Genomic DNA, 12,551 nt, shown 5'->3' on the forward strand with positions numbered 1-12,551 from the left:
CTCGAGGCACACTGGTTTCGTGCCCGATCTCAACGTATTTCATTTCGGCCCTGCCGACGGACCGCCGGTTCTCGCCCTGCACGGCCTGACCGGCCACGGGAAACGCTGGCAGCCCCTGGCCGAAGGGAATCTCGCGGAGGCGCGCGTGATCGCTCCCGACCTGCGCGGGCACGGCCGGTCGACTTGGGCGCCGCCGTGGAACTTCGAGACCATCGTCGCCGACCTCGTCGCGCTGCTCGAAGCAGAAGGTACGGGTCCGGTGGTGGTCGTCGGCCATTCCTTCGGCGGCGCGGTCGGTGTGCATCTGGCAGCCAGTCACCCCCAACTTGTGAAGGCGCTCGTTCTGCTCGATCCCGCGATCGCGTTGCCACCGGCAGAGCTGCTGACGGTCGCGACGTCAACCGTCGAATATCCCGATTACACCGACGTCGAGGAAGCCCGGTCGGACAAGTTGAGCGGTGCGTGGGGCGAGGTGCCCGAAGAGCTGCTCGATACCGAAATCCACGAGCACCTCAGCACGACTCGCAACGGCAGAGTCGGATGGCGTATGGGCATCCCCGCAATCACCGGCTATTGGAGTGAACTCGCCCGCGAGTTCGTCCTTCCACCACCCGGTTTGCGCGTTGCACTCGTCCAGGCGATGAAGGTGCAACCGGCGTATGTCACCGATGCATTCAAGGCAGCGCTGCGCACGCAGCTCGGCGACAACTTCACACTCCACGAATTCGACTGCGACCACATGGTGCCCCTGTCCCGCCCGCGCGAGACGGCGGAAATCGTGCGACCGCTGCTCTGATGGCTACGTCCGAAGAGGAGATCGAACACGTCCGCGAACTGGTCGCGTCGATTCCGCCGGGGAAGGTGGCGACGTACGGAGATATCGCCACCGCAGTCGGACTGTCCAGCCCGCGCACCGTCGGCTGGATCATGCGCACCGATTCGGCCGACCTTCCCTGGCACCGGGTGATCGGCGCGAGCGGCAAACCCGCACCACATCTCCGCAACCGTCAACTCGACCGGCTGGCTACCGAAGGCGTCCCCATTCTGGACGGTCGAGTCGACCTGCTCGGCGCACGTTTTCGCTTCGACCTGCACTGACGTCGTTTGCAATGCATTCCGCAACCGGCGCAGTAGCCGCGTGTGCCAGCATGGTCGCCATGCGCATCGATGCGATCGTCCTCGCCGGCGGGCGAGCAAGCCGGATGGGCGGTGTCGACAAGCCCGCCATCTCGGTCGGTGGACGCACGCTGCTACAGGCTGCACTCGATGCGACGGCGGAGTGTGAGCGGACCGTTGTGGTCGGTCCGCACCGGGCCGAGCTTCCGTCGAAAATTATTCAGACGCAGGAAGTTCCGCACGGCAGCGGTCCGGTCGCAGCAATCGGTGCAGCCCTTCGTGAGATTCCCGGCGGTGCCGAGTTGGTTGCCGTGCTCGCGGCCGACATGCCTTTCGTGCGAACAGAAGTCGTGTCGACCCTTGCCGACCGATGCACTACCGCAGCTGCCGCGTTCGCGATCGACGACGCAGGCAGGCCCCAATATCTCGTCGGTGTGTGGCGCAAGAGCTTCCTTGTCGACCGTGTTGCCGGCTTGGCGTCGCTGGTGAACCTATCGATGAAGAGTCTGCTGCCGGATGACGCTGAAACTGTTCGGCTGGAAGGTGTTTCGGACTGTGATACCGAGGAGGACGTCCGCCGCGCCACCGCCGCCATCGCTTCGAAACCCGCGACCGACATCGATGCGGCCCGCGAAACGGTCCGGCAGGGCGTTCCACTCCTCCCCGTGCGGCGAGTCCCGCTTTTGGACGCACTCGGCGCAACTCTTGCCGAACCCGTGCGAGCCGCGGCGCCCCTACCGCGATTCGACGTGTCTGCCATGGACGGGTACGCCGTAGCGGGCGACGGGCCGTGGCAACTGCGAGCCGAGATCGGCTACGCAGGTGGGACGCGCCCGAGCGCACTGCAATCGGGCGAGGCCGTGCGAATCGCGACGGGTGCACACGTCCCCGATGGCAGTACGTCCGTCCTGCGCGACGAGTTCGCCGACGCCGAATACGGCCGCCTTTCGCGAAAGCCCGAAGCTCCTGTGCGCGACGACATTCGCCGCGCCGGTGAGGACTGGCAGCCGGGCTTCGAACTTGTCCAGGCGGGTTCGGTCGTCACGCCGGCCGTGGTATCCGCAGCCGCGAGCGGCGAGGTCACAGCTGCGGAGGTCCGTGGACCGGTCCGTGCGCATGTCGTAGTGACAGGCGACGAGATCCGCCGCGATGGCCCGTTGCGATCGGGTCAGACCAGAGACTCGTTGGGTCCGGTCTTGAACGAGTTCCTGTCGTGGTGCGGAATTCGCAGCGCGACACAGGCGCACCTGCGCGACACTCCGAACGGCTTCGACGACGTTCTGACACGCGCGGTCGAGGCCCACCTCATCGTGATCGTCGGCGCAACGGGTCGCGGCGCCGCCGATCAACTGCGCGGTGCGCTGGAGCGCGCGGCAGCGACAGTCCTCGTCGAACGGGTCCGCTGTCGTCCCGGCGGCTCACAGGTGACGGCGGTACTGCCGGATGGTCGCGTGGTCCTCGGCTTGCCGGGGAACCCGTTCGCCGCAGTATCGACACTGTTGACAACGACTCCGGCGATCGTCGCCGGACTCGTCGGAAAGACCCCGCGGCCCCGCACGGTCGGCACACTCGCCAACGCCGATCAGGTCGCCGGAAACACGACTCGAATCGTCCCCGCGAGGCGGCGCGAAGACGGCTCGTGGGAGGGCGCCGCGTCTACGCGAACCGCGCATCTCGCGGGGCTCGTCGGCCAGGACGCACTCGCAATCGTCCCCCCGGATGCCGTCGTGAACGCGACAGTCGAATTGGTGATTTTCCCCAACTGAAATGTAAACGGTGCGATAAATCAGCGATTCCGAATGATGACGGCAGGCCTGGAAAGGCCGTTGTAAACGCGCCAGATCAGCGCTTCTGATTACCGTTTCCGCAGGTCGCAGTCGATTCCTTCAATTCGGATTGCCGCGCGAAGATAACCGGGGTGTTACGCCCTCCGCACACCCCAAAATGGCTGCAAGTGCGATCCATTCGGCAAGTTTGGAGCCCGTTCCAAGCGGCACCTACAGTCGTTGAACCAGCCCAATTTCGTAGAACATTCGTTCGAAAGGTGGCGTCCGTGCCGGATACCCCCGCTGCCGATTTCGGCGATCCGTTGCTGCGCATCGGTAAGTACTTCAACCGTGGCGAGCCGTCTGCCGACCTCCGTACGCTGCACCAGATCGGCGGTCGATCCGCCGACGACTTCTACCGTGACAGGTGGGCACACGACAAGGTCGTGCGCTCGACGCACGGTGTCAACTGCACCGGTTCGTGCTCCTGGAAGATCTACGTCAAGGACGGCGTGATCACGTGGGAGTCGCAGCAGACCGACTATCCGTCGGTCGGTGCGGACAAGCCCGAGTACGAACCGCGCGGCTGCCCCCGCGGAGCGTCGTTCTCCTGGTACACGTACTCGCCGGCCCGCATTCGCTACCCGTACATCCGCGGTGTGCTGCTCGAGATGTACCGGGAAGCCAAGGAGCGATTGAAGGATCCCGTCCTAGCGTGGGCCGATATCGTCGACGATCCCGAGAAGTCGAAGCGATACAAGAGCGGCCGCGGCAAGGGCGGTTTCGTTCGTGCCGAATGGTGGGAGGCAGCCGAAATCGCCGCCGCCGCACACGTTCACACCATCAAGCGCTACGGCCCGGACCGGATTGCGGGCTTCTCGCCGATTCCCGCGATGTCGATGGTCAGCCATGCAGTCGGCGCGCGATTCATCTCGTTGATCGGCGGTTCGATGCTGTCGTTCTACGACTGGTACGCCGACCTTCCCGTGGCGTCTCCGCAGGTCTACGGCGACCAGACCGACGTCCCCGAGTCGGCTGACTGGTTCGACGCGGGCTACCTCATCATGTGGGGCTCGAACGTACCGGTCACCCGAACACCAGACGCGCATTACATGACCGAAGCGCGCTACCGCGGCCAGAAGGTCGTCGTCGTGTCCCCCGACTACGCCGACAACACCAAGTTCGCCGACGAATGGCTGCCTGCCCGGCCGGGAACCGATGGGGCACTTGCCATGTCGATGGGCCACGTCATACTCAAGGAATTCTTCGTCGACCGCTCGACCGCGCCGTTCCTCGAATACGTCAAGAAGTACACGGATCTACCGTTCCTCGTCACCCTGATAGAGCGTGACGGGAAATGGCTGCCCGGAAAGTTTCTTACCGCAGCCGATCTCGGCGACGAGTCCGAGGGCGGCGATTCTCGCACTGTTCTGCTCGACACCGACAACAACCCATTCGTGCCGAACGGCTCACTCGGACATCGCTTCACGCAGTCGGGAATGGGTAAGTGGAACCTCGATCTCGAAGGCGTCGAGCCGCAACTGACCTTCGGCAGCGAGAATCCTGTCACGATCGCCCTTCCGCGCTTCGATACCGATACGCCGACGATCATCGAACGCGGCGTGCCGACCAAAACCGTTGGTGGACGACGTGTGACAACCGTGTTCGACCTGCTGTTGGCCCAATACGGGGTAGGTCGACCGGACCTGCCTGGCACTTGGCCGACCGGCTACGAGGACGGATCGCAGCCCTTCACACCCGCATGGCAAGAAGCGATCACCGGCGTACCTGCCCAGCAGGCCGCCCGGATCGGACGCGAGTTCGCAGACAACGCCGAGAAGTCGGGCGGCCGCTCGATGATTCTCATGGGCGCCGGAACCAACCACTGGTACCACTCCGATCAGATCTACCGTTCGTTCTTCACCTTGACACTGCTCACGGGCTGCCAGGGCGTCAACGGCGGCGGTTGGGCGCATTACGTCGGCCAGGAGAAGTGCCGTCCCGTGACCGGCTGGGCAACACTTGCTTTCGGCGCCGACTGGCAACGTCCCGCGCGGCAGATGCAGGGCACGATCTACTGGTACCTCGCCAACGACCAGTGGCGCTATGACCCCTACACGTCCGACGTCATGGCCTCACCGCTCGCGACCGGACAGTTTGCGGGCCGCACAACCGCGGACAACATCGCGCTGGCGAGCCGGCTCGGTTGGATGCCGAGTTACCCGACGTTCAACCGCAATCCGCTGGACATCGCTGACGAGGCCGAGCGTCTCGGCAAGGACGCAGCCACCCACGTCGTCGACGGCCTCAAATCCGGGCACCTGCGCTTCGCGTGCGAAGACCCCGATGCGCCGGAGAACTTCCCTCGTGTGCTCACGGTGTGGCGCGCCAACCTGCTGGGCTCGTCGGGCAAGGGCAACGAGTACTTCCAGAAGCACTTGCTCGGCACGGATTCCAATGTTGCTGCAACAGAGCAGAACACCGTCCGGCCCAAGGAGCTGACGTGGCGCAAGGACGCACCGGTCGGCAAGCTGGACCTTCTGCTCTCGCTGGACTTCCGCATGACGAGTACGACTTTGTTCTCCGACATCGTGCTACCGGCTGCGACGTGGTACGAGAAGCACGACCTCTCGTCCACCGACATGCACCCGTTCGTCCATGCGTTCTCACCTGCGATTTCACCGCCATGGGAGACGAAGACGGACTTCGAGGCTTTCCACCGCATTGCACGCGGGTTCTCTTGGCTCGCAGAGAAGCACCTCGGCGTTCGGAAGGACGTCGTCGCCGTTCCGCTGATCCACGATACGAACGATGCGACGGCCCAACCTGGTGGGCGGGTGCTCGACTGGAAAGCCGGAGAGTGCGAACCGATTCCGGGCAAGACGATGCCGCGTCTGATCACCGTCGAGCGTGACTATCCAGCAATCGCCGAGAAGATGGCGGCACTCGGACCCATGGTCGAGGCCGTTGGGCTGACGACGAAGGGCGTCACCACACACCCGGACGCTGAAGTCGAGTACCTCAAGGGGCACAACGGCGTGGTCGCCTCCGGCGTCGCCGCAGGTCGACCGTCACTCGCTAAAGACACGCATGCGGCGGAAACGATCCTCGCGCTGTCCGGGACGACCAACGGCCGGCTTGCCGTCGAAGGGTTCGAAGCACTGGAGCGGCGAACAGGTACCAAGCTCGCCGACCTCGCCGCCGAGCACGAAGGCAAGCGAATCACGTTCGCGGACACACAGGCTCGTCCGGTGCCGGTCATCACCTCGCCGGAGTGGTCGGGCAGTGAAACGGGCGGCAGGCGGTACTCGCCGTTCACGATCAATACCGAACGGCTGAAGCCGTGGCACACCCTCACCGGTCGGCAGCATTTCTATCTCGATCATGACTGGATGTCGGAACTGGGCGAGCAACTGCCCACCTTCCGGCCACCCCTCGACATGACCGCCTTGTTCTCGGAGCCCGCGGTAGGCGACGTCGGGAATGCCGGTGTGACGGTTCGCTTCCTGACGCCGCACTCGAAATGGTCGATCCACTCGGCATACCAGGACAACCTGCACATGCTGACGCTTTCCCGCGGTGGGCAATGTATCTGGATGTCGGACAAGGATGCTGCGAAGATCGGGGTCGCCGACAACGACTGGATCGAGTGCACCAACCGCAACGGCGTCGTCAATGCTCGCGCCATCGTCAGCCACCGCATGCCTGAGGGCACGGTCTTCATGTACCACGCGCAGGACCGCGCGATCGACGTACCGCGCACCGAGAAATCGGGCAAACGCGGCGGCATCCACAACGCGCTGACGCGAATCATGATCAAGCCGACGCACATGATCGGCGGCTACGCCCAGCAGTCGTTTGCCCTGAACTACCACGGCCCCACCGGAAATCAGCGTGACGAGGTCACGACAATCCGCAGGCGCTCGCAAGAAGTGGAGTACTGACGCATGAAAATCATGGCCCAGATGGCGATGGTGATGAACCTCGACAAATGCATCGGGTGTCACACCTGCAGTGTCACGTGCAAGCAGGCGTGGACAAACCGCGGCGGCGTCGAGTACGTGTGGTTCAACAACGTGGAAACCCGCCCGGGGCAGGGCTATCCGCGCCAGTACCAGGATCAGGACAAATGGAAGGGCGGCTGGGTTCTCAACAAGCGTGGAAAGCTCACGCTGCGAACAGGTTCCCGCCTGCGCCGGTTGCTGAACATTTTCGCCAACCCCGATCTCCCGACGGTGTCGGACTACTACGACCCGTGGACGTACGACTACGAGAACCTGCTCTCCGCACCGGCGGGTGACACGACGCCGGTCGCGCGACCGAAGTCGCTGATCACCGGTGACGACACCAAGGTCACGTGGGGCGCGAACTGGGACGACGACCTCGGTAGCGGTCCCGAACAGGTCGGGAAAGACCCTCTGCTCGGCAGGCTTTCGGAGAAGGTGAAGCTCGAGTTCGAGCAGACCTTCATGTTCTACCTCCCCCGCATCTGTGAGCACTGCCTCAATCCTGCGTGCGCGGCGGCCTGCCCGTCCGGCGCGATCTACAAACGCAGCGAGGACGGCATCGTTCTCGTCGATCAGGACAAGTGTCGCGGGTGGCGCCAATGCGTTACGGGCTGCCCGTACAAGAAGATCTACTTCAACCACAAGACCGGCAAAGCCGAGAAATGTACGTTCTGCTACCCGCGCGTCGAGGTCGGAATCCCGACAGTGTGCTCGGAGACGTGCGTCGGCCGACTGCGCTACATCGGCGTAATGCTCTACGACGCAGACAAAGTGCTCGAAGCGGCCTCGGTGACCGACGACAAGGATCTCTACCCGTCCCAGCTCGGCGTCTTTCTGAATCCGCACGACCCGCGTGTCGTTGCCGAAGCCGAACGAGCGGGAATCAGCACCGAGTGGATCGAGGCGGCTCAGAATTCGCCGATCTACAAGCTGATCGTCGACTACCAGGTTGCCCTTCCCCTACACCCGGAATACCGGACGATGCCGATGGTCTGGTACGTCCCACCGCTCTCACCGATGGTCGACGTGCTGTCGGAGACCGGGCACGACGGCGAAAGCGCGCGAAATCTGTTCGGCGCCATCGACGCATTGCGAATCCCCGTGGAGTACCTGGCCGAGCTGTTCACGGCGGGCGACGTCGGACCGGTCCGTGCGGCACTGCAGCGGTTGGCGGCAATGCGTTCGCACATGCGGTCGGTCAATCTCGGCGACGAGCCCGATTCCGGTATTGCCGAATCGGTTCGCCTGTCGAAGGGCGAGATCGAGGCAATGTACCGATTGTTGGCCATTGCGAAATACGAGGATCGCTACGTCATTCCGAACGGGGCAGGCACCGACGCGCATCGTCTCGACGCGCTCGCCACCGGCTGCAGCCTCGATGGCGACGGCGGACCAGGCATGTCGGCCTTCGATGCGATGGACGAGAAATTTCACCTCACACAACAACCCGAAGATGTGAACGGTGCTGCACCAGAGGAGAAGTCGACCCGGCTGAATCTCCTCAACTGGGACGGCAAATCCACCACCGGGCTGCTACCGAAGAAGGAAACGGTTCGATGAGTCTGCTCAAGCCGCGACGCAAACTCGCCGCACCGGACGACATGGCCGAGCTCGACCGGCGCCTCGTGTGGCGCATCGCCGCGTTGCTGCTCGACTACCCGACCGAGCAGACGATGACGATGCTCAACCAATTGCAAACGGCAGCAATAACGTTGCCGCAGCATACGGGTCGACCACTGCTGTCGTTCATCGAACATGCGCAGCGAACGTCGTGGTTCACGTTGACGAAGTCTTACGTCGACACGTTCGACATGAAGCGTCGCAGCTGCCTGCACCTGACGTACTACGCCTACGGTGACACTCGTAAACGCGGGATGGCTCTGCTTCGCTTCAAGCATGCGTACAAGACCGCGGGCGTCACGCTGGGCGATCACGAACTGCCCGACCACTTGTCGGTCGTGCTGGAGTTCGCCGCAACGATCGATCCGGTTGCCGGTGAACGCCTGCTCGGGGAGCACGTACCGGTTCTCGAGTTGCTCCGACTCTCGTTGCACGACAGCGAGTCTCCGTATGCCGGGGTACTCGATGCCGTCTGCGCGACGTTGCCGCCGATCACCACGGCAGACCGCCGCAAAATCACCGAACTCGCCGCACAGGGCCCGCCTGACGAAGAAGTCGGGCTGGAGCCGTTCTCGATGGACCCGCAGATGCACCTGGCCGAGATGGGCGGTCGGCGATGAACAGCCTCCTGTGGTTGACCCTTCCCTACATCGCGTTCACGTCGTTCGTGCTCGGCCACATCTGGCGCTACAAGAGCGACCAGTTCGGCTGGACCACGCGGTCCTCGCAGTTGCACGAGAGCAAGCTGTTGCAGCTCGGCAGCCCGCTGTTCCATTTCGGTATGCTCGCCGTAATCGGTGGTCACGCAATGGGTTTGCTGATCCCGGAAAGTTGGACCCACGCGATCGGCATCTCGGAGCACCAGTACCACATCGTGTCCGTCACCGGCGGAACGCTCTCCGGCGTAGCGGTCATCGCTGGTATCGGCATCCTGTTGTATCGAAGGATCAAGGTCAAAGCGGTGCGGAAGGCGACGAGCCGCAGCGACGTCGTCATGTATGTTCTGCTCGGCGCCGCACTGCTGTCCGGGATGTGGAACACAGTGGGCGGCAACCTCATCGGCGGTCCGTACAACTACCGCGAGACGGTGTCACCCTGGTTCCGCAGCGTGTTCAGCGTGCACCCCATGCCCGAACTGATGGCGAACACGCCGCTGAGTTTCCAGGTCCACAATCTGATCGTGTTGACGCTCATCGGAATCTGGCCGTACACACGCCTCGTCCACATGTTCAGTGCGCCGGTCGGCTACCTGGTTCGGCCCTACGTCGTCTACCGCAGCAAGGACCCCGTCGCGCCCGCCAAGAGCCGTTACGCCAAGGCGTGGGAATCACCGGTCGCGCCGCCGGCGCGGCGCTGGTAGCTACTCCTCGCAGGCCGGGGCGGGTGCGTCCTGATTAGCAGGCTTCCCCGGCTTGTTCAGGTAGACGACGTCGAGAATGAGCGGTTCGGAGCCGAGGTTGCGATCGTCGTGAATGCCGGGCGCGACCTCGACGAGGCTGCCCGCCGGGAGTACCTGTGCCGCGCAATTGTCGCGCTGATGCGTCAGCACTCCCGAACGAACCAGGCCTATCACCCGGCCCTCGTGATAATGCCAGCCCGATGACCCGCCAGGTGCAATGGTGACCTCGCGGACGGCGAAGTCGGTGACGTCGCCGAGGTAGGACACCAACGCCGCAGGAATTGCACCTTGCGCCAGCGGCGTCGCCGTCACGCCGCTACTGGGTGTCGCGTGGGCGGCTGTCGGCGCCAAGAGTGCTGCTGACAGTGCCAGTCCGGCGGTGACGGTGCGCATCGACTACTCCGCGCAGGCGGGTGCGGGTGCGTCCTCGAACAGGGGCTTGCCTTCCTGGACGAAGTAGACGACGTCCATCACGACAGGCACGGTGCCGAGGTTGTTGCCCTCGTGGACGTTGGACGAACCCGCAGCCTCGTCGATGATCTCGCCGGCCGAGTAGATCGCAGGCACGCAGTCGGGTCCCGGGTGGGTGAGTACACCCTGACGAATGACGCCCATGACACGGCCGTCGTGGAAGTGCCATCCGGTCGTACCGCCCGGGGCGATGGTGATCTCCCGGACGACAAAGCTTTTGGCGCCACCGACGAACGGCGCGAGCACAGCCGGAATGTCTCCCTGCGTGAGCGTCTGGGCGGTGACACCGGAACTGGGAGTCGCGCCGGCGACGGCCGGGATCATCGCGATGGACGCGGCGAGAAGAACGGGCGAACCGCGCAGGAGTCGATGCATGGCGACAGGCTAGTCCATGTATGGCGAATCCGTAGGTGCGACAGCACTCCCATCTGGTACGAGTGAAGCCATGGACCGCAGACAGCTCCTTCAGTTGGGCGCTGTAGCAGCGGTGGCTGCGTGCGCGCGACCCGCCGACGACGCTGCGGCGACCTTCCCCGCGCCTCCCCCGCCCACGCGCCGCGTCGAACCCGCCGGGACGATCAACGGATCCTTCGGGTCCATGGCGCGGGGCGGCGCCGAAACGGCCTGGACCCTGGTCCGACCGGAAGCGGAGGGTCCGCTGCGTCCGGTCATCGCGTTGCACGGCAAGGGCGGGGATCACTCGATGGCATTCGATCTGGGTGCCGAAGATGCTCTCCGACGAGCGGTCGAGAGCGGTGTGCCACCGTTCGCGGTCGTCGGAGTCGACGGCGGAGATGGATACTTCCATCGACGATTGTCGGGCGAAGACGCTGCGAAGATGGTGGTCGACGAACTGATACCCATGCTCACCTTCATGGGCCTCGACACCTCACGGCTCGGACTACTCGGGTGGTCGATGGGCGGATATGGTGCGCTGCTGATCGGTTCGCAACTCGGACCCGGTCGTGTCGCCGCGATTGCCGCAGTGAGTCCCGCGCTCTGGACGTCGGCGAGCGAGACGGCGCCGGGAGCGTTCGACGGTGCTGCGGACTACGCGGCGTTCGACATCTTCGACCGGGTCGACGAGCTGTCGGCGATACCGCTGCAGATCGACTGTGGCGAATCGGACCCGTTCTACACCGCGACAGTCGACTTCGTCGGAAGGTTGTCGCGTTCTCCTGCAGGCGGATTCAGTCCTGGCGGACACGATCCCACCTACTGGCGGCGGGTGTTGCCAGCCGAAATCGATTTCCTGGGAAGGCAACTCGCGCTCTAGCGTTCGTGGACGTGCGCCGCCGGATGGTTGCTTATTCGGCTTGCACGCAATTGCTGTGGGTAGTCAGCATAGCATGCGGGTTCGGAACGCACGCCTTTCTAGCCCGCCACCAGGTGGTGGCGGGCTGATCGGGACGGTGTCTTAGAAGGGTGGCGGTTCGTCGTCGCCGGCGTTGTGGGCGCGTTCGCTGCGGATCCGGGCGGCGTGTTGTTCGGACCTGGTGCGGGTCTTCGGGTCGGGCACCTGTTCGGTGTCCGGGCGGGTGGGTTCTGTGCCGCCGAGCAACGGGATCGGGCCGGTCGCCGCCACCGGATAGGTCATGCCGAGCGGTGAGGTGATGGTCAGGGTGCCGTCCTCGTGACGGGTCAGCTCCCACCCACCGAACGTCTTGCCGCGGTGATGCTTACGGCAGAACGGTCCCAAGTTCTCGACCGCAGTCTGGCCGCCGTCGGCGGGGTTGACGTGGTTGTAGGCCTTGTTGTGGTCGATATCGCAGTCCCAGGCGGGTACATCGCAGTGGGGGAACATGCAGGAACCCCACAACGCCCGCACATAGTCCTGCTGTCGTTCCGATGGCCGATAACCACCGGCAGACTGTTCAGGAGGGTCGCCCGAGGGTGTCGCAGCGGCGGCAGCAATGGCCGACGCGGTGTCATCGACTGGATCGGCCTGACCGGTGTCCATCTGATGTGTCGGTGTAACACCAGCCGCGGCTGTGTTCTTCGCGGCGGCAGCACCGTCGGGGTCGAGCAACGGCCGAATCGTCGCAGTCGCGGCGATATCGCGGGCTTGGTCGGCGTCGATGATGCCGAACCCGTCCAACCACCCCGGCTGCTCACTCGTACCGTCCACGGTCGCCCGAGTCGCGATGACATGCACCAACGCCTTCCGCGCCA

Annotated in this window: 11 protein-coding genes; 8 read left to right on the forward strand and 3 right to left on the reverse strand. The window is 64.3% G+C overall.

What is annotated here, in order from left to right:
• Nucleotides 1-19: 19 nt before the first annotated feature.
• From JGU72_RS30915 to narI, 7 genes are all read left to right on the forward strand, one after another.
• Entirely contained in the window at nt 20-796 is a 777-nt protein-coding gene (locus JGU72_RS30915) for an alpha/beta hydrolase (RefSeq protein WP_307828658.1), read from the forward strand.
• Entirely contained in the window at nt 793-1,098 is a 306-nt protein-coding gene (locus tag JGU72_RS29345) for an MGMT family protein (RefSeq protein WP_199687847.1), read from the forward strand. The genes JGU72_RS30915 and JGU72_RS29345 overlap by 4 nt, the downstream gene beginning before the upstream one ends.
• A gap of 50 nt (nt 1,099-1,148) precedes the next feature.
• The gene (locus JGU72_RS29350) at nt 1,149-2,882 is read left to right on the forward strand and encodes an NTP transferase domain-containing protein (RefSeq protein ID WP_199687848.1); all 1,734 of its coding nucleotides are present in this window, start codon (nt 1,149-1,151) and stop codon (nt 2,880-2,882) included.
• Between the two features lie 287 nt (nt 2,883-3,169).
• Nucleotides 3,170-6,826 (forward strand): nitrate reductase subunit alpha, encoded by a 3,657-nt coding sequence (locus JGU72_RS29355; protein WP_307828659.1) that lies wholly within the window; start codon nt 3,170-3,172, stop codon nt 6,824-6,826.
• A gap of 12 nt (nt 6,827-6,838) precedes the next feature.
• On the forward strand, nt 6,839-8,449 hold the full coding sequence (gene narH, locus JGU72_RS29360; RefSeq protein WP_199687850.1) for a nitrate reductase subunit beta: 1,611 nt from the start codon (nt 6,839-6,841) through the stop codon (nt 8,447-8,449).
• On the forward strand, nt 8,446-9,129 hold the full coding sequence (narJ, locus tag JGU72_RS29365; protein ID WP_199687834.1) for a nitrate reductase molybdenum cofactor assembly chaperone: 684 nt from the start codon (nt 8,446-8,448) through the stop codon (nt 9,127-9,129). The genes narH and narJ overlap by 4 nt, the downstream gene beginning before the upstream one ends.
• Nucleotides 9,126-9,869, forward strand: coding sequence for a respiratory nitrate reductase subunit gamma (narI, locus tag JGU72_RS29370; protein WP_199687835.1), 744 nt, complete (start codon nt 9,126-9,128; stop codon nt 9,867-9,869). Before narJ ends, narI begins: the two co-directional genes overlap by 4 nt.
• Here narI and JGU72_RS29375 read toward each other — a convergent pair whose 3' ends face one another.
• The gene (locus tag JGU72_RS29375) at nt 9,870-10,301 is read right to left on the reverse strand and encodes a cupin domain-containing protein (protein WP_199687836.1); all 432 of its coding nucleotides are present in this window, start codon (nt 10,299-10,301) and stop codon (nt 9,870-9,872) included.
• A gap of 3 nt (nt 10,302-10,304) precedes the next feature.
• Entirely contained in the window at nt 10,305-10,754 is a 450-nt protein-coding gene (locus JGU72_RS29380; RefSeq protein WP_199687837.1) for a cupin domain-containing protein, read from the reverse strand.
• Between the two features lie 70 nt (nt 10,755-10,824).
• Here JGU72_RS29380 and JGU72_RS29385 point away from each other — a divergent pair, with 70 nt between their 5' ends.
• Nucleotides 10,825-11,655, forward strand: a complete 831-nt coding sequence (locus tag JGU72_RS29385) for an alpha/beta hydrolase (RefSeq protein WP_307828660.1) — start codon at nt 10,825-10,827, stop codon at nt 11,653-11,655.
• Between the two features lie 141 nt (nt 11,656-11,796).
• Here JGU72_RS29385 and JGU72_RS29390 read toward each other — a convergent pair.
• On the reverse strand, nt 11,797-12,551 hold a 755-nt coding region (locus JGU72_RS29390; protein ID WP_233533196.1), incomplete at its 5' end, for an HNH endonuclease signature motif containing protein.

This window comes from Antrihabitans auranticaus (assembly GCF_016481275.1).
Lineage (GTDB): Bacteria > Actinomycetota > Actinomycetes > Mycobacteriales > Mycobacteriaceae > Antrihabitans.

Coding starts and splice junctions, on each gene's coding strand:
- JGU72_RS29350 (WP_199687848.1), top strand. CDS start 1,149: ATGGTCGCCATGCGCATCGATGCGATCGTCCTCGCCGGCGGGCGAGCA.
- narH (WP_199687850.1), top strand. CDS start 6,839: ATGGCCCAGATGGCGATGGTGATGAACCTCGACAAATGCATCGGGTGT.
- narJ (WP_199687834.1), top strand. CDS start 8,446: ATGAGTCTGCTCAAGCCGCGACGCAAACTCGCCGCACCGGACGACATG.
- narI (WP_199687835.1), top strand. CDS start 9,126: ATGAACAGCCTCCTGTGGTTGACCCTTCCCTACATCGCGTTCACGTCG.
- JGU72_RS29375 (WP_199687836.1), bottom strand. CDS start 10,301: ATGCGCACCGTCACCGCCGGACTGGCACTGTCAGCAGCACTCTTGGCG.
- JGU72_RS29380 (WP_199687837.1), bottom strand. CDS start 10,754: ATGCATCGACTCCTGCGCGGTTCGCCCGTTCTTCTCGCCGCGTCCATC.
- JGU72_RS29385 (WP_307828660.1), top strand. CDS start 10,825: ATGGACCGCAGACAGCTCCTTCAGTTGGGCGCTGTAGCAGCGGTGGCT.